This is a genomic window from Apolloniradiicaulis salifontis, assembly GCF_053756655.1.
Genome location: NZ_CM132387.1, coordinates 1,308,675 through 1,330,516, shown reverse-complemented (window position 1 = coordinate 1,330,516; position 21,842 = coordinate 1,308,675). Strand labels below are relative to the sequence as shown.

23 protein-coding genes and 1 tRNA gene are annotated in these 21,842 nt (G+C 65.8%); 4 read left to right on the top strand and 20 right to left on the bottom strand.

Features of this window, described 5'->3' with window-relative positions; all coding sequences use genetic code 11:
• Position 1: 1 nt before the first annotated feature.
• Complete coding sequence (locus tag ACWCOP_RS06450; protein ID WP_478250404.1) at positions 2-664, top strand: methyltransferase domain-containing protein; 663 nt, start codon at positions 2-4, stop codon at positions 662-664.
• 62 nt (positions 665-726) lie between these two features.
• Entirely contained in the window at positions 727-2,475 is a 1,749-nt protein-coding gene (locus ACWCOP_RS06445; protein ID WP_478250403.1) for a patatin-like phospholipase family protein, read from the top strand.
• Positions 2,476-2,562: 87 nt separating this feature from the next.
• Here ACWCOP_RS06445 and ACWCOP_RS06440 read toward each other — a convergent pair whose 3' ends face one another.
• From ACWCOP_RS06440 to ACWCOP_RS06390, 11 genes are all read right to left on the bottom strand, one after another.
• A complete protein-coding gene (locus ACWCOP_RS06440; RefSeq protein WP_478250402.1) occupies positions 2,563-2,910 on the bottom strand; it encodes a hypothetical protein in 348 nt (115 codons plus the stop codon).
• 14 nt (positions 2,911-2,924) lie between these two features.
• On the bottom strand, positions 2,925-3,197 hold the full coding sequence (locus ACWCOP_RS06435; RefSeq protein WP_478250401.1) for a hypothetical protein: 273 nt from the start codon (positions 3,195-3,197) through the stop codon (positions 2,925-2,927).
• Between the two features lie 143 nt (positions 3,198-3,340).
• On the bottom strand, positions 3,341-4,075 hold the full coding sequence (locus tag ACWCOP_RS06430) for a flavodoxin family protein (RefSeq protein ID WP_478250400.1): 735 nt from the start codon (positions 4,073-4,075) through the stop codon (positions 3,341-3,343).
• Positions 4,076-4,139: 64 nt separating this feature from the next.
• Positions 4,140-4,997 carry an aldo/keto reductase gene (locus ACWCOP_RS06425; RefSeq protein ID WP_478250399.1) on the bottom strand — a complete coding sequence of 286 codons (858 nt, stop codon included), beginning with the start codon at positions 4,995-4,997 and terminating at the stop codon, positions 4,140-4,142.
• A gap of 688 nt (positions 4,998-5,685) precedes the next feature.
• On the bottom strand, positions 5,686-6,858 hold the full coding sequence (locus ACWCOP_RS06420) for an isovaleryl-CoA dehydrogenase (protein WP_478250398.1): 1,173 nt from the start codon (positions 6,856-6,858) through the stop codon (positions 5,686-5,688).
• 51 nt (positions 6,859-6,909) lie between these two features.
• Positions 6,910-7,596 (bottom strand): hypothetical protein, encoded by a 687-nt coding sequence (locus ACWCOP_RS06415; RefSeq protein WP_478250397.1) that lies wholly within the window; start codon positions 7,594-7,596, stop codon positions 6,910-6,912.
• A 73-nt stretch (positions 7,597-7,669) separates the two neighbouring features.
• Positions 7,670-9,424, bottom strand: coding sequence for a glycoside hydrolase family protein (locus tag ACWCOP_RS06410; RefSeq protein ID WP_478250396.1), 1,755 nt, complete (start codon positions 9,422-9,424; stop codon positions 7,670-7,672).
• Positions 9,425-9,486: 62 nt separating this feature from the next.
• Positions 9,487-10,479 carry a Kelch repeat-containing protein gene (locus tag ACWCOP_RS06405; RefSeq protein WP_478250395.1) on the bottom strand — a complete coding sequence of 331 codons (993 nt, stop codon included), beginning with the start codon at positions 10,477-10,479 and terminating at the stop codon, positions 9,487-9,489.
• 56 nt (positions 10,480-10,535) lie between these two features.
• Entirely contained in the window at positions 10,536-11,927 is a 1,392-nt protein-coding gene (gene mgtE, locus ACWCOP_RS06400) for a magnesium transporter (RefSeq protein WP_478250394.1), read from the bottom strand.
• Between the two features lie 164 nt (positions 11,928-12,091).
• A tRNA-Leu gene (locus ACWCOP_RS06395) sits at positions 12,092-12,178 on the bottom strand.
• A gap of 72 nt (positions 12,179-12,250) precedes the next feature.
• On the bottom strand, positions 12,251-12,496 hold the full coding sequence (locus ACWCOP_RS06390) for a FliM/FliN family flagellar motor switch protein (protein WP_478250393.1): 246 nt from the start codon (positions 12,494-12,496) through the stop codon (positions 12,251-12,253).
• A gap of 104 nt (positions 12,497-12,600) precedes the next feature.
• Between ACWCOP_RS06390 and lipB the strand changes: the two genes are divergently transcribed.
• The gene (gene lipB / locus ACWCOP_RS06385) at positions 12,601-13,287 is read left to right on the top strand and encodes a lipoyl(octanoyl) transferase LipB (protein WP_478250392.1); all 687 of its coding nucleotides are present in this window, start codon (positions 12,601-12,603) and stop codon (positions 13,285-13,287) included.
• Positions 13,288-13,314: 27 nt separating this feature from the next.
• Here lipB and ACWCOP_RS06380 read toward each other — a convergent pair whose 3' ends face one another.
• The 7 genes from ACWCOP_RS06380 to ACWCOP_RS06350 all read right to left on the bottom strand — a co-directional run bounded on the left by ACWCOP_RS06380 (position 13,315) and on the right by ACWCOP_RS06350 (position 18,936).
• The gene (locus ACWCOP_RS06380; protein WP_478250391.1) at positions 13,315-13,863 is read right to left on the bottom strand and encodes a hypothetical protein; all 549 of its coding nucleotides are present in this window, start codon (positions 13,861-13,863) and stop codon (positions 13,315-13,317) included.
• 98 nt (positions 13,864-13,961) lie between these two features.
• Positions 13,962-14,354 carry a TM2 domain-containing protein gene (locus tag ACWCOP_RS06375; protein ID WP_478250390.1) on the bottom strand — a complete coding sequence of 131 codons (393 nt, stop codon included), beginning with the start codon at positions 14,352-14,354 and terminating at the stop codon, positions 13,962-13,964.
• 119 nt (positions 14,355-14,473) lie between these two features.
• Positions 14,474-14,965: a DUF805 domain-containing protein gene (locus tag ACWCOP_RS06370; protein WP_478250389.1), complete on the bottom strand. Its 492-nt coding sequence runs from the start codon at positions 14,963-14,965 to the stop codon at positions 14,474-14,476.
• Positions 14,966-15,013: 48 nt separating this feature from the next.
• The gene (locus ACWCOP_RS06365; protein ID WP_478250388.1) at positions 15,014-15,541 is read right to left on the bottom strand and encodes a DUF805 domain-containing protein; all 528 of its coding nucleotides are present in this window, start codon (positions 15,539-15,541) and stop codon (positions 15,014-15,016) included.
• Between the two features lie 86 nt (positions 15,542-15,627).
• Positions 15,628-17,637, bottom strand: coding sequence for an acetyl-CoA carboxylase biotin carboxylase subunit (locus ACWCOP_RS06360; RefSeq protein WP_478250387.1), 2,010 nt, complete (start codon positions 17,635-17,637; stop codon positions 15,628-15,630).
• Positions 17,638-17,786: 149 nt separating this feature from the next.
• The gene (locus ACWCOP_RS06355) at positions 17,787-18,368 is read right to left on the bottom strand and encodes a hypothetical protein (RefSeq protein WP_478250386.1); all 582 of its coding nucleotides are present in this window, start codon (positions 18,366-18,368) and stop codon (positions 17,787-17,789) included.
• An 82-nt stretch (positions 18,369-18,450) separates the two neighbouring features.
• On the bottom strand, positions 18,451-18,936 hold the full coding sequence (locus tag ACWCOP_RS06350; RefSeq protein ID WP_478250385.1) for an ion channel: 486 nt from the start codon (positions 18,934-18,936) through the stop codon (positions 18,451-18,453).
• A 190-nt stretch (positions 18,937-19,126) separates the two neighbouring features.
• Between ACWCOP_RS06350 and ACWCOP_RS06345 the strand changes: the two genes are divergently transcribed.
• Positions 19,127-19,969: a TauD/TfdA dioxygenase family protein gene (locus ACWCOP_RS06345; RefSeq protein WP_478250384.1), complete on the top strand. Its 843-nt coding sequence runs from the start codon at positions 19,127-19,129 to the stop codon at positions 19,967-19,969.
• Between the two features lie 13 nt (positions 19,970-19,982).
• Here ACWCOP_RS06345 and ACWCOP_RS06340 read toward each other — a convergent pair whose 3' ends face one another.
• Both ACWCOP_RS06340 and ACWCOP_RS06335 read right to left on the bottom strand, forming a co-directional pair.
• Positions 19,983-20,606, bottom strand: a complete 624-nt coding sequence (locus ACWCOP_RS06340) for a hypothetical protein (RefSeq protein WP_478250383.1) — start codon at positions 20,604-20,606, stop codon at positions 19,983-19,985.
• Position 20,607: 1 nt separating this feature from the next.
• Entirely contained in the window at positions 20,608-21,756 is a 1,149-nt protein-coding gene (locus ACWCOP_RS06335) for a hypothetical protein (RefSeq protein ID WP_478250382.1), read from the bottom strand.
• Between the last annotated feature and the right edge of the window lie 86 nt (positions 21,757-21,842).

Below are 21,842 nucleotides of genomic sequence, written 5' to 3'. Positions count from 1 at the left end.
CATGCATATCATCAATCAGAACGTCAACAGCTTTCGTAAAGCGCGCGGACGGCGCCTGTCTTCGTTTCTAGCAGCGCGCGCCGCTGCGGCGGGCCGCAAGCTTGTGATTCTGGATGTCGGCGGTCAGGCGATCTTCTGGGACAATGTCTCGCTGGACTGCGTCGAGCGCATTGATCTGGTGAACCTCACCGAAAGCGAGCTGGATTCCAGCAGCATGACGCAGGGCGATGTGGAGTTCCGGCGCCTTATCGGCAATGGCTGCGCGCTGACCGAGGTCGCCGACAAGGCCTATGACGTGTGTCACTCCAATTCGGTGGTGGAGCATGTGGGCCTGTGGCGCGACATGGAGAACTTCGCCGCCGAGGCGCGCCGGGTCGCCCATGCCGGCTGGATGCAGACCCCGGCGTGGGAGTTTCCCATCGAGCCGCACCTGCGCCAGCCGTTCATTCACTGGTTCTCACGGCCCATCCAGCGCAAGTTCATGAACAAGCCTGAATGGATGCCCAACCCGACCGCCAACGAACGGCGGATCTATATCGAAGACTTCAACCTGCTTTCCAAGGTGGAGTTTCAGGCGCTCATGCCCGAAGCAGATCTCTGGACCGAGCGCCTTGCCGGGCTTCCAAAATCCTATGTCCTGAGCTGGGTCTGCGAAGCCCCTTGAGCACGCACCCGGTGTGCTGTCTGTTGGTGATCCGGCTTTAGAACAAGGCGACGCCCGGCCTCATGGTTGATCTCAATCTTGGTTTCCTGCCCTTCCTGAATCGGGTGGAGAAGGCGGCCCTTAGAGCCGTCGAGACCGAGGTGGAGTGGTTCTGCCTGCCGTCGGGACAGACCCTGTTTGAAGAGGGCGAGCCGGCCGACGCGTTTTACCTGGTGCGCTCAGGCGCGCTGGGGGCGTTCCGCACCGGCGCTGACGGCCGCCCGGAGCTGGTGGGCCATATCCGCAAAGGAGAACCCATCGGCGAGATGGCTCTGGTGGAGGACCGGCGCCACTCGGCCAGCGTCTATGCGCTGCGCGACTGCGAGCTGATGCGCCTGCCCAAGCAGGCCTTCGACCGGCTGACGCGAAAGCACGCCTCTCTGATGCACGAGCTGGCGCGCATGATGCTGTTCCGCCTGCGCGGCGGCTCGCTCAATCAGCGCGCCGAGCCGAAAGTGTTCGCGCTGATCTCCACCTCGCCCACCATCGATCTGGAGTTCCGCACCGCCGAGCTTCAAGGCGCGCTCAAGGCGCTGGGCGTGAAAGCGGCGGTGCTGGGCTATGAGATGAAGGAAGCCTCCAGCCGCAAGCTGGACGCCATGGAGGCCGACCACGATGTGGTCCTGCTACACGCCCGCCTGGCTGATTCAGAATGGGCGCGCCAGGCCATGGGCCGGGCCGACCGGATCTGGCTCATGGCGCGCGCCGATGCGCGGCCCTCGACGCCGCTGATGCCCGACGACCCCTCGCCGGCTGCGCGGCTGAAGCTGATCGACGTAGTGATGGTCCACCATGGCGGCGACCGGCGCGAGGCCAGCCCGCAGGACTGGGTTGAAGCCGCCGACGCTGCGCGCTGCTTTCACTGGCGCCAGGGCAAGCCCGGCGATGTCCGCCATCTGGCGCGCACCATAGCGGGCCGCTCGGTGGGACTGGTGCTGTCGGGCGGCGGCTCGCGGGCCTACGCCCATATCGGCGCGATCCGGGCGTTTCGCGACGCCGGCGTGGAGTTTGATTTTTTCGGCGGCTCGTCCATGGGCGCCATCATCGCCGCCGGCGCGGCCATGGGCTGGGACGATAACGAGCTGGAGGACCGCATGCGCGCCGCCTTCGTCACGTCCAATCCCTTGTCGGACTGGACGCTGCCGGTGGTCTCGCTCATGCGCGGCAAACGTGTGGATCAGCGCCTGGCCGAACATTTCGGCGAGGTCAGCGTAAACGATCTCGCCCGCCCGTTCTTCTGCATCTCCTCCAACCTCTCCGACGCGACGGTGAAGGTGCATCGCAGCGGGCGTCTGCGCGAGGCGCTGCGCGCCTCCATCGCCATTCCCGGACTGCTGCCACCGGTGGTTCAGGGCGAGGACGTGCTAGTGGACGGGGCGGTGTTCAACAATTTCCCGGTCCAGGAGATGAAGGCGTTCCACCGCGGCGTGAATCTCGGCTGCGACGTGACGCGCACCAACACTATCAATCCGGGCGACTTTGTTGATGCGCCGGGCTTTTTCGGCTGGGCGTTCAAGCACGGCCTGTCCGAAGCCCCGCCCATCGCCTCGCTCCTCATGCGCGCCGCCACCGTGGGCGCCATGGAGCAGCACGCCCAGTTTCGAAGCGCGGCGGATTTGCTGGTCCTGCCCGATCTTGATCTGGATCTGCGGGAATGGAAGCGCTTCGACGATGCGCTGGAGGCCGGCTATCGCGCCGGGGTGGAGGCGCTGAAAGACGCGCCGTCAGAGACCAGCCTTTTACTCAGCCGGACACGCGGCGTCGCGGTTTAGGATGGCGCCCTGGGCGAACAGCTCAGAATCGCAATCGAGGTGGAAGGTGCGCCGCCGTAACGGCCCGGACGGCAAGTACCGAGCGAGTCAACGTCTACGGCGGCGAAGCAGGTAGTGACCGTACGCGAAGTTGAAAAAGTTCCACACAATCACCAGGAAGAGCAAATTCGCCAGCAAATGCGCCAATCCGCAGTCAACAAAATGCGCAGCAAATCCAAAGGCGACTGAAAACACGATAAATTGTATAATGAAGTAAGACTGGGCGTTCTTATTTTTAATAAATTTTCTGGCAATGATGTTGTCTTCGATTTCAGGTCCGAAAGAACGGACTGCAAGGACGGTCGAAAACCAGTCCAGGAACGAAAAGACGGCGATCTTTGCGATCACCGTCAGCGGACAGGGGATGGCGGAAATCGCGAAAGACTCGACCGCCATCCCCCGACTCCCGCCTACTTCAGGACCTTGGCGGCATGGCCATGCATGCCCAGCCCGACGCCGGCCAAAGCGCCGATTCCTGCACCGGTGGCAACCTCGTCCCAGTCATCCCAGCCAAGACCATCTCCGGCCACCTCACGCGCCATGGCGCCGGCGGCGCCTACAAGTGCGCCCCCGCCCGCGCGCAGAGCGTAATATCCAGCGAGCACCGGCAATCCGGCGCCGCCCACTTGATCGATTTGCGAGGGGCTCAAAGGTCGAATAGAGGCGTCAACGATTTGTGTCATTTTCTACTCCATTTTGACGCTTAGGGTGCGGCCGATCCTCTTATAGTATTATTTTCTGCCGCCAGATCAACCATTAATTAGCAAAAATGTTAGCGGCGAAAGGCGCCAAGCCGTGACGCGGGCATCTCGCCAAGAGGACGTCCCTACCCCGGAGTATCGGCATCGGGATGAAAGGTTTGCTGCGCCTTCAGGCGCTCAGGGTCCACATTCCCGAAGCCCGGCAGGCCGCCATTGTCTTTCAGCATGCGCGCCATGTGCATGAGGTTCCAGCTCATGAACACCGCGTTGCGCTGGGTGAAAGTGTACTTCGCGCCGCCGCCTTCCATATCGGCGTAGCCGGGACCCGGGCCGATCTCGCCGATCCAGCCGGTTTCGGCCTGGGGCGGGATGACGTAGCCGATGTGGGACAGGGCGTGGAGCATGGTCATGCAGATCTGCTTGACCCCGTCCTCATTGCCGATGACCACGCAGCCCCCGGTCTTGCCGTAGAAGATGTACCGGCCCTTCGCGCTGGTCTGGCCGGAATGGGCGTAGAGACGCTCCAGCAGCAGGCGCGCCACCGAGCTTTCCTCGCCCAGCCAGATCGGCGTGCCGATGACGAGAATGTCCGCCGCGCGCACGCGTGTCCAGATTTCCGGCCCGTCGTCGCGCTCCCAGCCCGCTTGCGTCATGTCCGGATGAACGCTCAACGCGATCTGGTGGTCCACCAGGCGCACGCTGTCCACACTGACGCCGGCCCCGGTCATGATCTGGCGGCACACATCCATTAACGCGTCGGTGTCGGAGGCGTCCGGTGAACGCTTCAGCGTGGAGGTAATGAAAAGCGCCGTGAGATCGCCGTACCGGGCGGGCGGCTTCTCCAGGGGGGGATGGGCCATGGGGCGAGGCTCCGTTCTGGTCGCCTCCGCCCCAACGCGCAGGCCCGGCTGCTGGTTTCCGGCTTCAGGCCGCCACGTCCCAGTCCGGCGCCCAGTCGGGATCGACGATGCGGTGGTTGCGGCTGCGCAAATCGTGGATCCGGCCCATCTCCTGTTCGCTCAGTTCGAAATCGAAGACTTCGAAATTGCTCTCCACATGGGCGTTGGAGGACGAGCGCGGGATCGCACAGACCCGCTCCTGCTGGATCAGCCAGCGCAGCGCCACCTGAACCGGCGTCTTGTCATGGGTTTTCGCGATCTCCTTGAGGCCGGAATCATCAAGCACCTCGCCCTGGGCGATGGGCGAGTAGGCGGTCAGCGCCATGTCGTATTTCTCGACTGCGTCGAGCACCGGGGTCTGATCCAGGAAGGGGTGATACTCCACCTGATTGCAGATCAGCGGCGCCTTGGAGAGAGCGACCGCCTCGCCAAGCCAGGTGGTGGTGAAGTTGGAGACGCCGATATGGGCGGCCATCCCGCCGTCACGGCAGGCGTTCAGGGCGTTCAGCGTCTCGCTGAGCGGCACGTCGGTCTGGGGCCAGTGCAGCAGCAGAAGATCCACCTTGTCCACTTTCAGCCTGGACAGGCTCTCCTTCACGCTGGCTTCAAGATCACCGGCGGTAAAGCGCTCCATCCAGACCTTGGTGGTGAGGAAGATGTCTTCGCGCGCCACGCCTGAGTCCGCAATCGCGCGCCCCACCTCGCCTTCATTGCCATAGGCCTGGGCCGTGTCGATATGGCGGTAGCCGGTTTCCAGCGCCGCCTTGACGCCGTCATAGGCGTCGCCGTCTTTCAGCTTCCAGGTCCCGAAGCCGAGTTTGGGGATGGACGCGCCCTGCACGTCGACGGCGGATTTCCGGGTGATTTTCGCATTGTGAGTCATGGAGGCCTCCTTTGGCGTTCCTGCTTCACCCGTCCTAACGCGCAGGACGCCTGCGCGTTTCGTGGCGCAAACGCCGGCGGCGCCCTGCTTCCGCCTCGCGCCGGCCGCCCGCACAAAAAGCCCCGCAGGCTTTCGCCTCGGAGGTCTGGGCATCAAGAGCGCGGGAGGTCCCGGGCGTCGGCGTGGCTTGGGCGTGGCATAGGCCAAGGCTAAGGCGTGGCTTGGCCACCCGTCGCCTCCCGCAACTCCATCAAAGCGCTGTGATGACAAGGCCCGGCGATCTTACGCCGGGAAGGCCGCCCGCCGGTCTTAGGCCCTCTGATCCTATGGCGGGGCGCCGGGCCGGTCATCGTGGCGCCACGCTTCATCGCCGTTTCAAAGACGTCTCGAGCCGTCCCGTCCGCGGTTGGAAGCGGGGACAGTATGGGGGAGGTGTGCGAGGGGGCGGATAAGCCTGACCCGGAACGCGCCTTATCCTGCAGGCCCTTCGAGGCTTTTTCTTCGAAAAAGACTCCTCAGGATGAGGAAAACTTCGTTTCACATTCCCTCATCCTGAGGTGCGAGCCCGGACTTGATCCGGGCGAGCCTCGAAGGACCCTCGGATCACGACGCTGTCACCGCAGCCGCCCAAAAACAAAAAACCCCGGCGCAACCGCACCGGGGTTTTCCATCTGATATCCACTTATCGCTACCGCGTGGCGTTGAACAGTTCCCGCCCGATGAGCATGCGGCGCACTTCGCTGGTGCCGGCGCCGATCTCGTAGAGCTTGGCGTCGCGAAGCAGGCGGCCTGTGGGATATTCGTTGATATAGCCGTTGCCGCCCAGGATCTGGATCGCGTCCAGCGCGCACTGGGTGGCGGCTTCGGCGGCGAACAAAATGGCGCCGGCGGCGTCTTGGCGGCTGGTCTTGCCGCGGTCGCAGGCTTGCGCAACGGCGTACACATAGGCGCGGCTGGCGTTCATGCGGGTGTACATGTCGGCGATCTTGCCCTGGATCAGCTGGAACTCGCCGATCGCCTGGCCGAACTGTTTGCGCTCGTGCACATAGGGCATCACCACGTCCATGCAGGCCTGCATGATGCCCAGCGGCCCCGCCGCCAGCACCGCGCGCTCATAGTCGAGCCCGCTCATCAGGACGCGCACCCCGCCTCCGATATGGCCGAGCACGTTCTCCTCGGGCACTTCGCAGTCGTCAAACACCAGCTCTCCGGTTTCAGAGCCGCGCATTCCCAGCTTGTCGAGCTTCTGGGCGACGGAGAAGCCTTTCATGTCCTTCTCGATGAGGAAGGCGGTGATCCCCTTGGAGCCGGCGGCCGGATCGGTCTTGGCGTAGACCACCAGCGTGTCGGCGCTGGGCCCGTTCGTGATCCACATCTTGGAGCCGTTGAGGACGTAGCGGTCGCCCTTTTTCTCGGCCTTCAGCTTCATGGACACGACGTCGGAGCCCGCGCCGGTCTCGCTCATGGCCAGGGCGCCGATATGCTCGCCGCTGATGAGCTTGGGCAAGTACCTGGCGCGCTGTTCGTCATTGCCGTTGATGCGGATCTGGTTGACGCAGAGGTTTGAGTGCGCGCCGTAGCTCAGGCCCACCGACGCGCTCGCCCTCGAGATTTCCTCCATGGCGATGCAGTGTTCCAGATAGCCGAGCCCGGTCCCGCCGAGCTCTTCCTCCACGGTGATGCCCAGGAGCCCGAGCTCGCCGAGCTGCGGCCAGAGATCGGCCGGGAACTCGTCCTTCTGGTCGATATCGTGGGCGCGGGGCGCAATTTTGTCGGAGGCGAAGGAGCGCACGGTGTCGCGCAGCATCTCCGCAGTTTCGCCGAGGGGAAACTCGAGCGTGGGGTATTGGTTCGAGATCATGAAAGGCGAGATACCACGCCGGGAGAAACGGTCAAGCCGGGCTCGTCGCCCTTAGACAAGATAGGGCAGCGCACCAAGGCCGGCGGCGCACGCGCCAACCGTGACCCCGGCGCCAAGACGCGCCCAGAGCCGGTCGCCGGCCCCGCCCATGAGAGCGATATGAAAGGCGGTGACCCAAAGACCTGTCACCGCCCAGACCACCGGCTCATACACGCCGTTATCACCGCCCGGACCGACCAGATTTGAAAACGGCTCGGCCAACACGACCAGCGCGATGAAGCCGAACAGACCGTACTGGGCGCCCCTCAGGCAGCCCTGCAGGGACCGCTCGGCGAGCCGCCACACCCTTGCAGACACATAAAAGGCCAGCCCGAGCGCGACCGACGCCAGAAAGATCGGCAGGCCGATGGAGGCCGCGCGCCAGAACTGCCCGTCGCCGGCGGCGCTGCGGACATCCTCACCCATGGTGATCAGCGCGCCGTCGGACTCAGGCGACAGCAGCGAGGCGGCGACGAGACCGCAGAACAGTCCGATGACGAAGAACGGCCCCGGTGCGAGCAGAATTCCGCTTCGCCCCTGATCCTGAACTTCGCGGATCTGCGGCCGCAGCAAGGCTGGCCAGAACAAAACCGCGCCCAGCGTCGGCGCCAGGCACACCAGGGCCAGAGACACTTGTGTCAGCGCCCCGTCGATCATGCCGAGCGTTCGCTTGCCGTCCTGCAAACCATCTTCAGACATCGTCTCACCCCTGAAGGCGAGTATTGACGATGCTGGCACGGTGCGCCAGTCGCCTTGATCTGGCCGGACGCGCCTAGGCCTTCTTGCTGGTGAGTTTGCCGACCACGACCCAGCCTGAGGACACCAGGAGCAGCACGCCGCCGGCGAACAGGCCGGGCGGGATCCAGTTATAGCCGAGCCCTGCGGACAGATAGGCGTCCATATTGGCCATGATCTGCCAGGCGCCCAGCCCGGCGAGCGCGGTTCCGGCCACCAGATTGGCGCCGTGCACCCAGTCGCCGCGTCCTTCGACAGCGCCCGGCGGGGTCTCTTCAGACTCATAGTGAGCCTCGGGACCGGCGACGAGCGCCGGTTCCAGCTCCGCCTCGTCCTCGCCCATGTCTTCGGCCTCGCCGTCTTCGTGATGGTCGGGGCCTTCGCTTTCGCCGCTCATGCCGGGGGCGGCGGCGGGCGCTTCGGCCGGATGGGGCGGCGCGTTTTCAGTCCTCTGGACCAGGCCCACCGAAACGGTGGCGTACACAGGTCCCGGAGCGGCGCTGGCCACGGCCTTGCCCGGACCGGCGGCCTCTTCGGGCCCCGGCTCCGGCGAAGCGTCTGCGGTCTCGGACGGCGCGGAGTCGGCGCCGGCGGCGTCTAGGGGCGCAGCCTCCGGCTCGTCGTCATCCTCGTCGTAGAAGTCCCAGCCCACCACGTCGGGCTGCAGGAACGAATAGCCCAGCTGCGTGGTGGATAGATCGCGCGCCGGGGACGCGGCGGCGTCCGTCTGCGCCTGATGCGCGTCGCTGGCGTCTTGAGCCGCATCTTCTTGAGACGCGTCCTGCGCCTCAGGCTCGGGAGCTGTCTCAGGCCGGCGCACCCCGGCGACGGATACCGACTGGGAGATATCACCGGCCATGCGGCTCATCACGGCCTTAATGGCGGCGTCCTGGGCGGCTTTTCGCGCACCCGCCTCGAATTCATCCAGCCCGCCGTGTTCAGTCTGCGGCGCATCGCTGAAATCAGCGGCGTCGAGCGCCTCGCTGGCGGCCGGCGCTTCAGGATCTGTTGCGGCCGCAACCGGTTGCGACTCGACGACCTCAGGAGTCTCAATCTCGGGCGCGGTCTCTATGGGTTCAGACGCACTTTCCGCGCCGGGCGTGTCGGACATCTCCGCAGCGGCGGGCTCAGCCTCGGCCTCAAGATCGGGCGCGGCGGCAGGCGCCGCGTCTTCCGGGTCTTCAAACGCGATGTCCACATCCACCAGACGGCCCGGCCTGGCGACAGGCCCGGATACCGGCTCCGGGTCGGCTTGATGCTGCGGCGCTTCGGCCGCGGACCCGGTGTCTATGCCAGGCTCAGCTTCAATTTGCGGCGCCGCACCGGCAGACGCCGGCGCGCCGGACAGGCCAAGCATCAGCGCTTTCTCAGCGGCGCGGCGCTTCACCAGCAGATCAGAGGTGACCAGACGCCCGTCCTCGCTCACCCTCACCCAGGTCTCGAGCGCGGCGGCGGCCGCCTCAAGCTTTCCGGCTTTGGCCAGGCGCGCCACGTCGGAGACCTTGAAGGCGTTCAGACCGACCGAGGCGGCGAAACTCACAAGCGCGTCGCGCACCGGCGCCGAGATGTCCTCGCCCAGGGCGGCGTGCACGGCGGTCTCCGCCTGGAGCACGTCGTACATCAAAAGAAGCTCGGCGTTCTCGCGAGACAGCGACACGCCGGACTTCGCCGCGGCGGTGTGGCCATAGCCCACGACCCATCTCTTGCCGCGGCGCACGGCCTCGCCATGGAAGGGCTCAAAGGCCTTGATCAGTTCGCGCGCAGCGCGGGTGGATTTCAAACGCGGTTTCATCGCTGTCCCGTTTCAGAACGGCCGGTTTCAAGCACAGCCGGCGCGATGCAAGCGCAGGGCCGTCAGGGCGCGGGGCGGATCACGTCCACCGATTCAACGGCCGTGAAGGGCGCGAAAAAGCCTGCGCCCGCGCCGCCGCCGATGAGCCAGATCTCGCCGTCCAGCGTCGCCGCCGCAGCTTCGGTGCGCGCCGCCGGCATGGCCACGCCGTCGCGCCAGGCCCCGTTTACAAGCTCCAGATGGTCGTCCAGCGTGCGCCGCATGTCGGCGCTGCGCCCGCCGAACACGTGCACGACGCCGTCAATCGCGGCCGCCGCATGCCCCGCACGCGGCTGCGGCAGCGCCGGACCGGCGCGCCATGTCCCGGCTTGAGGATCGTAGACATCCACCAGCGCGCTCGCCTCCCCGTCGGCGGCGCCGCCGATCAGCCAGATCTCGCCGTCCGCCTCAACCGCGGCGGCGCCGCGGCGATTGGTGTGCAGCGGCGCGGGAAGCGCCGACCAGACGGCCGAATCGCGGTCGAACACGAACATGCCCGGCGCACCGTCCTCACCGCCGAGAGCGTACAGCTTGCCGCCGGCCACGACCATGGAGAACGCGGCTTTAGGACCGGGCAGCGCAGGCTCGGGGCTCCATTTGTTTTCGGCTTCGTCAAAACTCCAGACCTGAGCGGCAGGCTCCGGCCCGCCCTCGTCGGAATAACCGCCGGCGACCCAGACCCGGCCGTCGAACGTGGCCATGGCGAAACGCTCCAGCCCCACCGGCAGGGGTTCGCGCGGGCTCCAGCGGCCCGTATCGGGGTCATAGACCTCAAAATCATCGCGCGGGGCGGTCAGACCGGCGCCGCCGGCCGCATAGATCTTTCCGTCCAGAACCGCCGCCGACAGACCGGAGCGGGCATGGGCCAGATCAGGCCCGGTGCGCCAGGGCCCCGACAGGGTGAAGCCGGACGCCGCCGGAGCGGAATTCGCAACTGGGGCCGCCGCGTCCTGCGCCATGGCCTGCGCCGCCGCCGCAAAAAGTATCCCGGAAAGGATCGCCGTCATCGCCTTCATGGCGCCATCACCTCTTCTTCGCCCTGGTGTCCGATTTGGGAAAGGGAGCACTCCGATTAAAGCAGAACAAGGGCGCCGAGCCCGAGAAACACGAAGAACCCCACCACGTCGGTCACCGTCGTCACGAACACCGCGCTGGCCACCGCCGGGTCGGCGCCCATGCGCCGAAGCCCCAGCGGCACCAAAATTCCGGCGAGGCCCGCGCAGGCCAGTGTGATCACCATGGAGATCGCAATCACGCCGCCCAACGCCCAGTCCTGGAACCAGAGGCCGGCGACGACGCCCATCACGATGGCGAAGATCACGCCGTTCACCGCCCCGGCGGCCAGTTCGCGCCAGATCACGCGCATGGAATTGGACATGGTCAGATCGCGCGAAGCGATGGAGCGTACCGCGACAGCCAGCGACTGGGTCCCGGCGTTTCCGCCCATGGAGGCGACGATGGGCATCAGAACCGCCAGCGCCACAAGCTGGGTGATCGCCTCGTCGAACAGGGCGATCACCGCCGAGGCGAAGACGGCCGTGCCCAGATTGACCAGCAGCCAGGGCGCGCGCGCCTTCACGCTGCTGTACACCGTGTCGGACTGACCGGCGTCGTTCACGCCGGCGAGCGCGAGCATGTCTTCCTTGTTCTCCTCCTGGATGACGTCGACGATGTCATCCACCGTCAGCATCCCGGCCAGGCGGCCGTCATCATCGACCACCGGCGCGGAGATCAGATGGTATTTCTCGAACAGATAGGCGGCGTCCTCCTGGTCGTCCTCGGGGCGGATGATGATCTTGGTGGGATCCATGATCTCTGAAAGCGGCACCGCGCGCTGGCTGCGCATCAGCTTGCTCACCGGCACCGCCCCGATGGGCTTGAAGCCTTCATCGATGACGAAAACCTCAAAGAACAGGTCGGGCAGATCCTCGCCGGCCATGCGCATATGGTCGATCGTATCGCCCACCGTCCAGAATTGCGGCGCCGCAACGAACTCGCGCTGCATCAGGCGCCCGGCGGTCTCCTCCTCGAAAGCCAGCGAGCGTTCCAGATACTGCCGGTCTTCGGCCGACACCGCAGCAAGAACCGCAGCGCGCTTTTCGTCGTCGAGCTCCTCGACCACCAGCGTCATGTCGTCGGAATCAAGATCGGCGAGCGCTTCGGCGATATGCACCGGGTCCAGCGCGTCCACCACGTCGCTGCGCGTATCCACCGCCAGCTCGGCGAGCACGTCGCCGGTGAACAGGTCCGGCGCCAGACGCGCAAGCTGGTCCTGCTGCTCCCAGGCGAGCTGCTCGATCAGGTCGGCGATATCGGCCGGGTGCAGCTCCAGCAGCAATTCGCGCGCATAGGAGGCGTCCTGGTCCGAGGCCGCGCCGGAGAGCTCCTGGACCAGCCGGTGATGGGCGCCCGGGTCGTCGGAGCGCTCGGCGGGGTCTTCGATGAGCTCGGCGGGATCGGCCATGGGCATGCCCCCTAAACAGTGCTGATTGACGCGATGCGAGGATAGACGCGCTGCGCTGCGAAAGCGAGACGGCCCGTCAGGGCCTCCGGCGATCATGGCCCGGGGCCGAAGCGCAAAAAACCCGCCCGGCGTCGCGCGCGGGCGGGTCTGAAGCATCACGAGGATGGTGCGGCCGAGAAGACTTGAACTTCCACGGGTTTTACCCCACAGCGACCTCAACGCTGCGCGTCTACCAATTCCGCCACGGCCGCGAAAGAGGAGGCAGGCTGGTACCAAGTCCTTGGGGGTTTGTGAAGCCCTGATCTGCGCCTGGCCGCCCCGGTTTAAGCAGCAAAATATTCATGCACGTCGGCGGCGGTGGTGATCGCCACGGCGACCCGGTCGCCCTGGATGACGATTTCACCGCGCGCGATGGGATGATTATTGGCCAGGATCCACACCTCGTCATGCTCTGCGGCGTCCAGCGGGATCACCGCGCCGCGGCCCATGCGCAGGAATTGGTGGATCGGCATCGTTGAGCGGCCGAGCAAAACACTGATTTCAACCTGAACGGACCCGAGCTGACTCATGGCGAAACTGGATATCCTGCCCTATCTGGAGCGAAGTCTTGCCTTCGCGGACCTGCTCAACGATGGTCCGCGCCGGTTTCCGACCCGTTAAGAGACTGCTCACCATGTCGAACCCTCTTCCCCCCGCCGGCTGGGCCGTCAGCCCCGCGCGCGTGCCCTATGAAGCCGCCGTCGCCGCCATGGAGGCGCGCGCCGAGGCCATTGCAAAGGGAGAGGCCGGAGAGCTGGTCTGGCTTCTCGAGCATGATCCGCTCTACACCGCCGGCACGAGCGCGAAGGAGAGCGACCTGCGCGAACCGGAGCGGTTTCCCGTGTTCAAGACCGGACGCGGCGGCGAGTATACCTATCACGGGCCGGGCCAGCGCGTGGCCTATGTCATGCTGGACCTGACGCGCCGGGGCCGCGACGCCCGCAAATTCGTGCGCGATCTGGAGCAGTGGATCATCGACGCGCTGGATCGCTTCAACGTGGACGGCGAGCGGCGCTGCGGGCGGGTGGGCGTGTGGGTGGACCGCACCCAGCCTGGCGGTCCGGAACGCGAAGACAAGATCGCCGCCATCGGCATACGCCTGCGCCGCTGGGTGAGCTTTCACGGGATCGCGCTGAACGTGGAGCCGGACCTGTCGCACTTTGGCGGCATCACGCCGTGCGGAATCTCCGATCCGCGCTACGGGGTGACGAGCCTTGTGGATCTGGGCCTGCCGGTGACCATGGACGACGCCGACGACGCCCTGAAGACCAGCTTTGAAGCGATCTTCGGCGCGACCGAGGCGGCCGACCCGCCAGTCTAGCCGTCAGCGCCTCAACGTGTTGTCTGGCTAGTCTTTGCGGCCGCCGGAGACGCTGTAAGGCCGGCTCGGCCAGCGTGACCAGACAGCTGCGAACGCCGCGATCACGCCCCAGAACGCCCAGGTGGACGGCCAGTCGCCGGCGCCGGCGATCCGGGCGAGCAACTCTGGAGAGCCTTGCAGGCGCGCCTGATAGGCCTCCTGCGTCACCGGATCATAGGCCGCCGCCTGCATCGCCGCGGCGTCGTTCACGTTCACGCCCTGATCGGCGAGAAATTGCAGGAAATCAGGATAAAGCGCCGCCGTGATGGCGATCAGCGCCACAACCGACTTGGCGACGACGGCCATGCCGACGGGGAGCGCCAGCATCAGGATCGGCCGCCCCGCATCGCGCAGCCGGTTCGCCAGAGCGAACGCCAGCAGAAGCAGTACAGCAAGCCAGGCCGGGAACACCAAGCCGCCAAGGACCGTCAGGCGCACCGCATCGCCCAGCGCTACAAGCGCCAGGGCGATCTGGAACGTGCGCGCATCAGAGCGGCGGCCCGGCTGATACGCCCTGCGGAAATCGAACTCGGCCATGAACGGGCTAGGACTCCTGCCAGAAAATACAGACGCGCGCGCCGGTATGGAACGGCGCGCGCGTCGCTTCAAGTCGCCTGCTCTGCGGTGAAGCCGCCTTAATCGCCCTGGCGAGCGGCCGCGTCACCCCCATTGGTCGCCTGACCTGCGTCGGCGGGCCGCTCCTGCCGTTCGGAGCGTTCAGTGGAACGCCCCGCGCCCATTGAAAGCGCCTCCATAGTCAGGCGCTGGCGCAGCTTCTCCTTGTCTTGATTCACCATGCCGGGAACAAGAAAGAGATCAACAAACACCCAGATCCCTGAAATGATGATGCCAAAGAAGGTTATGGTCAGAATTAGCTGGACGATCGCCGTGCCGATACGGCCAAGATAAAATCGATGGGCGCCGAACAATCCCAGAAAAATCAAGAGCAGATAGGCGACCACTATATTCTTGGCGTCATTGGTGACGCGCTGCTCGATAAGCATGCGTTCCGCGGTGTCTAGCGACATTAATCAGCCCCCTGATTGTTTTGGCCGGAGAAGCCGACCGGAGTAGTGGCGCTCGCCCCTGAGCGTCGCACCATCGTTGACGCCCACCCTTGAGATGACACGGCTGCAAGCGGCGGCGATCAAACGCCGTCCGCGGGCTCAGTGTCGCCCGACGCACCCCGGCCCGCCGGCAGCACCGCGTTGAGCCCAAAGGCGAACGCCGCCGAGATGAGCGTGGAGACAATCAGAATCGGGACCATCGCCGCCTCGGTGACCGGCTCCATCGCCGCCTGAATCGCCTGCTGGTCACCGCCAGCGAAAATGCTTGGATCGAGCCCGGAGCCCATCAAAACGAGGAACCCGGCCACGCCCTGCGCGATGATCCAGAGTAAAACCACCAGGGCGGTCCACCAGCCTGAGCTTCCCGCCGCATGGAAGCGCTTGATCCAGGCCGCGACCCAGCAATAAGCCAGGACCAGCCCGAGGAAGAACAGCACCGGCCCCAGCGCCGGTAAGGCCATTTCAATCGCGTCGCTGACGAGGCTGACGGCGATCAGGATCACCGCAGCGACGGCGAAACCGGACTTGGTGATGGTTCCTTTGGGAACGAAAAGCGCGTGCACAATGCTCATGAAAGGGCCTCCCAGCCTCCAGTGTCGAATCCGATCTGGTCTTCGAGTCTAATATCCGCCGTTCGGCGCGTCACCTGTGGACGCGGTGCGCGCCTCGCTGACCTGTCCTTCAATCAGGGGCGCAGGCCCGTAGGTGTTCGCGCCGGGATCCGGCTTCAGCAAACCGACCCAGAGCGTGTAGCCGAGCCAGACCAGCGTTCCGAGCGCCAGCATGAACAACGCCCCGCCGCTGGCCGCCAGGAAACTCATGATGCTTTCAGGGCTCGGATCGGTGTTGTTCATGCCGTCCAGGATCAGCTGAAACAGGCCGGCGCCCAGCATCACGGCGGCGATGATCGTCAAGAGGATGCTCAGCGACCAGGGGATGGCGTGAAGCCAGGCGGTCTTGCCCGCATCGTGCAGGCGCTTGCCGTAAATGCAAATCCCCATCCACACCAGGGCGAACCAGAGGATGAAGCCGATGATCGGCAGGACATTCACCAGAAGATTTCCGCCGATCATGATCAGCACGCCGATCCAGAACGGCTTCTGGCCGATCCGTCCGTTCGGGTCGAACAGCGTCTTGCCCCAGTCCATGGCGTGCGTCCTCCTGCGCTGATGTTGCGACTTCAAAATCCCGTGCGCCGGGCCCTTGTGTCAAATGAAGGCTTGGTCACGTAGAGCTACTCAAACTCGATCAGAAGCTCGTCGGCTGCGACGCTGGCGCCGGGCCGGCAGCTGATCGTCTTGATCACCCCGTCCATCTCGGCGCGCAGCACGTTCTCCATCTTCATGGCCTCCACGACCATGAGCGCCTCGCCCGCCTTCACCTCCTGGCCGGGCTCCACAGCGACCGAGACGACGAGGCCGGGCATGGGGCTGGTCACAAGCCTGGCGGTGTCGGGCTTTTCTTTCTCCGGCAGGCGCGCGTGCAGCTCTGCGGCGCGCGGCGTGCACACCAGAACCGTGGCGGCGAAACCGCGATGGCGCAGCACATAGCCTTCGGTGCGGTCGGCGATGGACAGGGCGAAAACGTCCTCGCCCAGACGGGCTTCAAACAGATGCTCGCCCGGCTTCCAGCCTGTGGAGAGGCGCACATGTTCGCTGCCCAGCGCCGGCATCCAAAGCTCGGCGCCCTCCCCGTCCAGGCGGATTTGAACCGGAAAGTTCTGCTTGTCGAGAATCACCACGAATTCATGGGTTCCGCCCGGCGCCGGCGGCGGGCTGAGACGCCCGGTGATGCGGCCGGCGCGCTCGGTGAAGACGGCGTGCACATAGGCCGCCGCGGCGGTCATCCAGCGCAGCTGGCTTTCCTTGGCCAGCGTGCCGAAAAAGCCTTCAGGGAAGTGCTCGTCGATATAGCCGGTGTGGATCCGGCCGGCGCGGAAATCGGGCTCTTCCAGCACCGCCGAGAGGAAGGGCTTGTTCGATTGCAGACCCTCCACATGGAGCCGGTCGAGGCTCTCCGCCAGCGCGTCGATCGCCTTCTCGCGCGTGTCGCCATAGCCGATGACCTTGGCGATCATCGGGTCGTAATACATGGAGATCTCGTCGCCCTCGCGCACCCCGGAATCAATGCGTAGCGAGCCCGGCCCCATGGGGCCTTCAGGCGGCTCGCTATAGCGTTTCAGACGTCCGATGGAGGGCAGGAAGCCGCGATACGGGTCTTCGGCGTAAAGCCGGGCCTCCACCGCCCAGCCCTTGGGCTTCAACTCGGCCTGGGTCACGTCCAGCGTCTCGCCGGCGGCGACGCGGATCATCTGCTCTACCAGGTCGATATCATGGGTCAGCTCGGTGACCGGGTGCTCCACCTGAAGCCTGGTGTTCATCTCCAGAAAGAAGAAATTCTTCTCCGGATCGACGATGAATTCCACGGTCCCGGCGCTGTCATAGTCCACCGCCTTGGCGAGCGCGACCGCCTGATCCCCCATTTTCTTGCGGGTCCGGGCGTCCAGGAAGGGTGACGGCGCCTCTTCCAGAACCTTCTGGTTTCGGCGCTGCACCGAGCATTCGCGCTCATTGAGGTGGACGACATTGCCGTGCTTGTCGCCCAGCACCTGAATCTCGATATGGCGGGGGCGCTCGACGAATTTCTCGATCAGGATACGGTCGTCTCCGAAGCTGGACTTCGCCTCGTTGCGCGCCGCCTTGTAGCCCTCGCGCACCTCGCCTTCGGAGCGCGCGATGCGCATGCCCTTGCCGCCGCCGCCCGCCGACGCCTTGATCATCACCGGATAGCCGATATCGCCCGCCACCTCGACGGCCTGCTGGTCGTCCTCGATCTCGCCCTTGAAGCCGGGAACCGTGCTGACGCCCGCCGCCGCGGCGAGCTTCTTGCTCTCCAGCTTGTCGCCCATGGCGGAGATGGCGTGGGGGTTCGGCCCGATCCAGGCGACGCCGATCTTCGCCAGCGCCTTGGGAAAATTCGCGTTTTCTGAAAGGAAGCCGAAGCCTGGGTGGACCGCGTCCGCGCCTGTGTCCTTGATGGCCTGAAGGATCTTGTCCATGGCGAGGTAAGACTCGCCCGGCGCCGGCGGGCCGATGAAGACCTTTTCGTCGGCCATCTCCACCGCCATCGTGTCCGCGTCGGCCTCAGAATAGACCACCACGGTGGGGATGCCGAGACGCTGACAGGTCTTGATCACCCGGACGGCGATCTCGCCGCGATTGGCGATAAGGATTTTCTTGAACATCGGCGCGGCGAGCCCCCGGGAATGACAGGTTCAAATCGGTATCCAAGGGTTTAGCGCGCGTGCGCGCCGCCCGGCAAGCCGGGCCGGTGATCGAGGCGAGCGATCCCTTGACGCCGCAACGACCATCATCGCCTCGGCCCATGGCGGGGTCAGCGCCGGCCGGGCGCCGGCAGATCGCGCCGCAGCGCCTCGGCCTCGCCGGCCAGACCGGAGACGACCTGCGTGAGACGCGCCAGATTGGCGTCGAAGGCGCGCCGCGACTGCGGGTCAAAGACCAGACTTGCGTCCTCGCGCCGGGCCCGCTCCAGATCCGGCGCGAAATGCTCTGCCATGCGCCCATGGGTCACCGAAACCGGGTCGGCGCTGAGCATGACCCGCAAACGCTCCAGCTGGGAGGCGAGGTGTTTGGGCGCGCCGGCCTTATCGGACGCGCTCAACGAAGACAGGGTTAGCGAAGACAGGCGCGGCGATGCGGCGATGGCTTCAAAACGCTCCATCACCGGCTGGATCGCGTCGCCATCGCTGGAGGCCGCGAACGCCCGCAGCGCCGACAACTCGCCCTCCAACTCGCGCAGGCGCAGCGCGGCTGCGTCAGCCGCATCCGCCAGCGCTGTACGGGTGCGCGCACGCCGCCGGCGCGACAGAGCGATATTGACCGCCAGCGCCGCGATAAAGCTCACGACGAAGACGACCGCCGCCACGATCAGTGGCGTGAAGATCGGCGAAGTCATAGTCAAAGCCTCCCCCAAGGCCCTCCGCCGGCGACCCGGCGCGGTTAACCCGCGTTAACCTTAGCCAAGAGCGAGGCCGCCGTCATCCATCATCAGACCGGCCGCGTTTGAACAGATCCGGCTCGAAACGCCCTTCCAGCCAGTCCATCTCCACGCTGCGAAGCCGCGACAGCACCGAAATCAGGAAAACCGTAGACCAGCCCAGAAGCAGGAAGCCGTTGGCGCTTTGAATTGCGGCCAGGATTCGCCAGCGGCTCTCGATCACCAACTCGCCGTAGCCCACCGTGGTGAAGCTGGAAGTGGAGAAATACAGCGCCGCCTCGAAGGTCTGAAACTCCCCTAGCGCGATATAGACCGCCGCATAGAGCCAGATCTGCACCGCATGGGTGGCGAACAGGCCCAGCACCACGATCAGGATCACCCCGGCCTGTTGCAGAACATAAGTGAGGCTGGCGATGCGTGGCGCACGCCAGCGCATGATCCAGATAAGCACGGCGAGCCCGGCGATCTGGACGATGACGGTAAGCGCCACCATCAGGGCGGAAAGGAGCAGCGGTAAGACAAGCATGAGCGCACCCTAGAGACTTTTCAGCAAAAGTGGGTACCGGTTTCGCGGTTCGAAAAGGCCGCAAATCAGAGATCTAGAGCGATTTTGGCCGATCAGAATCGATCAAAATCGCTCTCGCGCAATCCGGCTTGACGCGCCCGCCTGGAACGCTCGACCCTTCATGCAGAAAAACAAGAACCGGGAGGACATCATGGCCGACATCAAGGTGACGCCCAGCGGCGCGGCCCTGGGCGCTCAGGTTACGGGCGTGGATCTATCCGCGCCGCTGGACGATGCGAGCGTAGCGGCGATCCGCGCAGCCTGGCTGGAGCATCTGGTGCTCGCCTTTCCCAGCCAGCCCATGGACCATGACGCGCTGGAACGGTTCACCTTCTATTTCGGCAGGTTCGGCGACGATCCCTTCATCGCCCCCCTGCCCGATCGCCCGCACATCATCGAGGTCAAGCGCGCAGCGGACGAGAAAGCGAGCGTATTCGCCGCCGCCTGGCATTCAGACTGGAGCTTCCAGGACACCCCGCCGGCGGCCACGATCCTGCATTCCAAGGTGATCCCGCCGGTGGGCGGCGACACCCTGTTCTGCAACATGTACAAGGCCTATGAGGCGCTCAGCGACGAGACCAGGGCGCGAATCGAGGATCTGGAGGCTGTGCACTCAGCCGGCCTCGCCTATGCGCCGGACGGGGTGTACGGCGCGACCGACGGGCCGGACCGGTCCATGAGCATCCGCGCCGACCCGCGCGCCCATGCGAAGAAAACCCACCCCGTCGTCATCACGCACCCGGAAACCGGGCGCAAGGCGCTCTTCGTCAATCCAGGCTATGTACGCACCATCGAAGGGATGTCGGATGAGGAGGCCTTCATGCTCCTGATCGAGCTTTACGAAGCCTGCCACGCCGAAACGAACCTATACCGCCACCGCTGGGAGCCGGACATGCTCCTCATGTGGGACAATCGCTGCACCCAGCACATGGCCACCGGCGGCTATGACGGCCACGCCCGGCTGCTTCACCGCACGACGGTGGCGGGGCCATAGCCGAGAAAAGAGGCTATCCGGCCATCTTCCTGGCCTGGCCCACCCAGTCATCACGCTCGATCCGGCCGCGCCCGTTGATCAGCATGTCGTAGCGCTCGACATCTTCGCTGGACCATCCGGCGATCTCGCTCACCCTGGTTACGCCGGCGGCGTTGAGCTTCTCGGCGGCCTTCGGGCCAAGCCCCTTGATCTGGGTGAGGTCATCGCCTGGATCGGGATCCGGCGCGCCGGGACCCGCGCTGGTTTCGCCTTGCGGGCCGTCGGTCACCGGACCGGCGTCGGCGCCCGGCGCCTGCATGGGTGCGGTCATGGCCATGGCGCTCCTGGCGTCCGGAGCCGGGGAGGCCTTCGCGGCCTTCGAAGGGGCATCGTCCCCGCCGTCATCCAACGCAGCCGTGCCCGGCGAGCCTGCTTCGCTCGCAGGGCCGGACGCTTCGTCCGGCGCCGGCGTTGAGGCCGCCGCCGCGCCGGCGGTTCCTGCGGGCTCCGCTCCCGGCTTTGGCGTGGACTCTCCAGCGCTCAGACGGGGCCGCTCCGGCACGTCGGAACGCGAGCGCACCACCCAGCCGGTGATCACCCCGCCGGCGAAGGCGAGAAGAAGCAAAATCCACATGTGCCAGGTCAGCCAGAGCATCATCTTATCCTTGGTTGGTGTCGGTCTGTTCGGAAACCGCGCCGGAGCCGGCTTCGGTTCCTTCGCCGGTTCCGTCCCCGGTTCCGTCTTCGCCAGCTGCGCTAGCCGCGGCGTCGGCGCGGATCGGCTCGACGGCGGCCACTTCAAACGACACGGCGCGCGCGGCGTCGGGCGGCGCAACGGAGGTGGCGAAGCGCGACGGGTCGACACCGGCCTGGGCCATGGCGGCGACAATGGCTGCGGCGCGCATCTGCGCCAGATCGGAGCCGCCTTCGTCCTCGCGAACCCGCACCTGAAGCGGGTCCGCGCTGCATGCGGCGAAGGCCTCACCGGCCCGGCGAAGGGCGGTGCTGGCCGGCGCGGTGAGCGCGTCCAGTCCCGGTGAAAAGCTGATCGGCCGTCCAGCCAGCGCGGCGCGCACCAGCATCGTACACAGAACTTCATCATCCACGGCGCCCTCATAGGCCCCGCCATCGCGCCGGATCAGTGCGGCTGTGCGAAACTCGCCGACCGCCGTCTGAAACGCTGCGCGCACCATGTCCTCGGTCTGGGCGTTGGCGGCGAGCCCGGCCAGCGCGACCCGTTCGCTTTCAATCAGGCCCACCCCGGCGTCGAGACGCGCCAGCTCTTGCAGCAGAAGGCGCACGGCGGACTCCCAGCCCAGGGGAGCGCCGCCGGGAAAGATCCGCAGATCACTCTCCACCTGACCCCCGAACAGGCGCTCGGCCAGGGCGTTGATCCGGGCGGCGGCGTCGGCGTCGGGCGCGAATCCCGACAGGGTGAGGCGCGCGCCCGTCCGCTCGGCGCGAAGCGAGAATTCCTCCTCCGCGTTGGCAAGCGTGGTTTCGTCCACGACGCGCGTGATCCCTCCGGCGACCACGCCGCCGGCCCAGTCGGCGCGGGTCAGCGCCGCAAGCGCGGCCTGGCGGGCTTCGACGCCGGGCGCACGACCACCAAGATAGGCGACCTGGCCGTCAAGGCGGACCTCGGCCCATTCATCGGCGCGTATTCGATAAAGCGCTTCTTCGGCGTGGGTCTGGAGCCGCGCCTCAAGCGCGGTGCTGGACACCGGGCTGGCGTACACGGCGAGAGCGGCCAGAACGAAAAAGATCGCCAGGCAGATGAGCGCGGCCTTTCGGCGGGGAGACAGCATATCGCGTCCTGTGCGGCGGGTTACTCAGGCGGGAGCCCGAATGAAAGCATAGCGAGACATGCGCCCGGCTTGAACGGTGAATCGCG

What these genes read in the sequence shown, in the direction of transcription:
- ACWCOP_RS06360 (WP_478250387.1), bottom strand. Translation starts at nt 17,637, where the DNA reads ATGTTCAAGAAAATCCTTATCGCCAATCGCGGCGAGATCGCCGTCCGG.
- ACWCOP_RS06345 (WP_478250384.1), top strand. Translation starts at nt 19,127, where the DNA reads ATGGCCGACATCAAGGTGACGCCCAGCGGCGCGGCCCTGGGCGCTCAG.
- ACWCOP_RS06415 (WP_478250397.1), bottom strand. Translation starts at nt 7,596, where the DNA reads ATGTCTGAAGATGGTTTGCAGGACGGCAAGCGAACGCTCGGCATGATC.
- ACWCOP_RS06425 (WP_478250399.1), bottom strand. Translation starts at nt 4,997, where the DNA reads ATGACTCACAATGCGAAAATCACCCGGAAATCCGCCGTCGACGTGCAG.
- ACWCOP_RS06365 (WP_478250388.1), bottom strand. Translation starts at nt 15,541, where the DNA reads ATGGACTGGGGCAAGACGCTGTTCGACCCGAACGGACGGATCGGCCAG.
- ACWCOP_RS06410 (WP_478250396.1), bottom strand. Translation starts at nt 9,424, where the DNA reads ATGAAACCGCGTTTGAAATCCACCCGCGCTGCGCGCGAACTGATCAAG.
- ACWCOP_RS06430 (WP_478250400.1), bottom strand. Translation starts at nt 4,075, where the DNA reads ATGGCCCATCCCCCCCTGGAGAAGCCGCCCGCCCGGTACGGCGATCTC.
- ACWCOP_RS06340 (WP_478250383.1), bottom strand. Translation starts at nt 20,606, where the DNA reads ATGATGCTCTGGCTGACCTGGCACATGTGGATTTTGCTTCTTCTCGCC.
- ACWCOP_RS06350 (WP_478250385.1), bottom strand. Translation starts at nt 18,936, where the DNA reads ATGCTTGTCTTACCGCTGCTCCTTTCCGCCCTGATGGTGGCGCTTACC.
- ACWCOP_RS06435 (WP_478250401.1), bottom strand. Translation starts at nt 3,197, where the DNA reads ATGACACAAATCGTTGACGCCTCTATTCGACCTTTGAGCCCCTCGCAA.
- lipB (WP_478250392.1), top strand. Translation starts at nt 12,601, where the DNA reads ATGTCGAACCCTCTTCCCCCCGCCGGCTGGGCCGTCAGCCCCGCGCGC.
- mgtE (WP_478250394.1), bottom strand. Translation starts at nt 11,927, where the DNA reads ATGGCCGATCCCGCCGAGCTCATCGAAGACCCCGCCGAGCGCTCCGAC.
- ACWCOP_RS06370 (WP_478250389.1), bottom strand. Translation starts at nt 14,965, where the DNA reads ATGAGCATTGTGCACGCGCTTTTCGTTCCCAAAGGAACCATCACCAAG.
- ACWCOP_RS06405 (WP_478250395.1), bottom strand. Translation starts at nt 10,479, where the DNA reads ATGAAGGCGATGACGGCGATCCTTTCCGGGATACTTTTTGCGGCGGCG.
- ACWCOP_RS06420 (WP_478250398.1), bottom strand. Translation starts at nt 6,858, where the DNA reads ATGATCTCGAACCAATACCCCACGCTCGAGTTTCCCCTCGGCGAAACT.
- ACWCOP_RS06390 (WP_478250393.1), bottom strand. Translation starts at nt 12,496, where the DNA reads ATGAGTCAGCTCGGGTCCGTTCAGGTTGAAATCAGTGTTTTGCTCGGC.
- ACWCOP_RS06380 (WP_478250391.1), bottom strand. Translation starts at nt 13,863, where the DNA reads ATGGCCGAGTTCGATTTCCGCAGGGCGTATCAGCCGGGCCGCCGCTCT.
- ACWCOP_RS06375 (WP_478250390.1), bottom strand. Translation starts at nt 14,354, where the DNA reads ATGTCGCTAGACACCGCGGAACGCATGCTTATCGAGCAGCGCGTCACC.
- ACWCOP_RS06445 (WP_478250403.1), top strand. Translation starts at nt 727, where the DNA reads ATGGTTGATCTCAATCTTGGTTTCCTGCCCTTCCTGAATCGGGTGGAG.
- ACWCOP_RS06450 (WP_478250404.1), top strand. Translation starts at nt 2, where the DNA reads ATGCATATCATCAATCAGAACGTCAACAGCTTTCGTAAAGCGCGCGGA.
- ACWCOP_RS06355 (WP_478250386.1), bottom strand. Translation starts at nt 18,368, where the DNA reads ATGACTTCGCCGATCTTCACGCCACTGATCGTGGCGGCGGTCGTCTTC.
- ACWCOP_RS06440 (WP_478250402.1), bottom strand. Translation starts at nt 2,910, where the DNA reads ATGGCGGTCGAGTCTTTCGCGATTTCCGCCATCCCCTGTCCGCTGACG.
- ACWCOP_RS06335 (WP_478250382.1), bottom strand. Translation starts at nt 21,756, where the DNA reads ATGCTGTCTCCCCGCCGAAAGGCCGCGCTCATCTGCCTGGCGATCTTT.